2 protein-coding genes are annotated in these 1947 nt (G+C 38.1%); both read left to right on the top strand.

The features are described 5' to 3' along the window. Window positions 1-101 precede the first annotated feature (101 nt). Window positions 102-374, top strand: a complete 273-nt coding sequence (locus tag EKM67_RS10605; protein WP_125578944.1) for a hypothetical protein — start codon at window positions 102-104, stop codon at window positions 372-374. Window positions 375-408: 34 nt separating this feature from the next. Beyond that, window positions 409-1887 (top strand): glycoside hydrolase family 3 protein, encoded by a 1479-nt coding sequence (locus tag EKM67_RS10610; RefSeq protein ID WP_164506657.1) that lies wholly within the window; start codon window positions 409-411, stop codon window positions 1885-1887. Window positions 1888-1947: the final 60 nt, after the last annotated feature.

Genomic DNA, 1947 nt, shown 5'->3' on the forward strand with positions numbered 1-1947 from the left:
ATAAGGGAGAGGCTTCCCTTTTTCAATTCCCAATAATTCATTTACACATAATTATTTAAACACTCGGAATTAACGAGCCGGTTATTTTTGGATTACCAATTATGTTTAATATGGTCTTACTTATACCATTTGTGTTCAGTACGTTCTTCTCATCGGCAATAGCTTGGATAGCTGTAAAAATTGGATTTATTGCTACTTACAATGCTCAGGTTGCAATGACAATTCCTTGGACGCTACCGAAATTTATCACTAGCTTCTTTATATATGGATGGCAAGGTGTAGCCCTTAGAATATTTATCATGGCAGTGCTTGTGTTTGTTTATTTGCCGTTTATCAAAGTGTTAGATCATAAGGAACTTTTACTTGAAAAGTAAAGTAGTCAAAATAATATAGCGTAGAATGAGGGAAATGAAAATGGTACTAAAAAAAGTGAGTAATGATAAAGGACCACAATTAGTGTATTCAAATAATAGTGGTGTTAATATCTTAGAAATTGGTGGCCTGAAATTTAAAGATCATAATCGATCGGGAAAACTAGAAGATTTTGAGGATTGGCGATTAAAGCCAGCACAGCGCGCGCAAGATCTTGCAAAACGATTATCGATTAGAGATATTGCGGGGTTGATGTTGTTCACTTCACATCTTGCGCTTCCATCTGTCGGGGATCGTGGTCAATTATATGATGGTGAGGAGTTTGATGCGACGAAACACTCACCATCCGATTTATCTGATATTCAAAAAAAATATTTTTTAAAGAATCGTATTAAGCATACTTTAGTTGCAAAAGTGCAGTCACCTAGAGTTGCCGCGGAATGGAATAATAGAGTGCAAGAGCTGTCAGAATCGATGCCTTGGGCTATTCCAGTTGTCAATTCATCTGATCCCAGACATGGTTATAAAGCTAACGCAGAGTTTAACGAAGGCAGTGGTGGACAAATTTCTCAGTGGCCAGAATCAATCGGTATGGGCGCAACGTTTGACCCAAGTTTAGTGAAAAAATTTGGTGAGGTCGCCTCAAAGGAATATCGTGCCATGGGGTTAACAATGGTTTTAGGCCCGCAAGTAGATTTGGCAACTGAGCCAAGGTGGATGCGATTTAATGGCACATTTGGTGAAAGTGCCAAGTTAACTTCAGATCTGGGTACTGCTTTTGTGGAAGGATTTCAAGATTCCAATCAAACCGGTGAGTGGGGAGTAAATAGCGTTATTACTATGGCAAAGCATTGGCCTGGTGGTGGTGTAATTGAAGGGGGACGTGATGCCCATTTTGGATATGGTAAATATGGTGTTTATCCAAAAAATAATCAATCTTACCAGTTGAAGTCATTTGAAGCAGCCATTGATCAAAAAAGCACTGATGTTCAAAGAACTGCTGGCATTATGCCATACTATTCCATTTCTTATAATTTTGATTCCAAGCATGAGAATGTTGGTAATTCATATAGCCGATATTTAATTACTGATTTATTACGAGAACATTATGGGTATGATGAAGTGGTTTCAACAGATTGGTGTATCACGGCGGATGAACCAACTAATGTTTTAGATATACTTTCTGGAGATCAATGCTGGGGCGTTGAGGATAATTATTCAATTGGCGAAAGACATTTGCGTTTGCTAATGGCCGGTGTTGACCAATTTGGGGGAAATAAGGACCCAGAACCAGTTATTTGGGCATACGATGAAATGTGTAAATTGATGGGTAAGCCATGGGCAGAAAAAAGATTTAGATTATCAGCAAGACGTATTTTAACAAATATGTTTCGACTAGGTTTATTTGAGAACCCTTATGTTGATATTGAAAAAGCAAATCAAATTGTGGGCTCAAAAGAATTCAGTCACGCAGGAGTCGATGCACAAACTAAGTCGGTTGTGATGGTTAACTAAAGGTTGAAAGTTAATCTTCCAAGTGAATCCTCGTCATACGGGGATTTTTTCGTACAAAAA

This window comes from Lapidilactobacillus mulanensis, assembly GCF_003946215.1.
GTDB lineage: Bacteria > Bacillota > Bacilli > Lactobacillales > Lactobacillaceae > Lapidilactobacillus > Lapidilactobacillus mulanensis.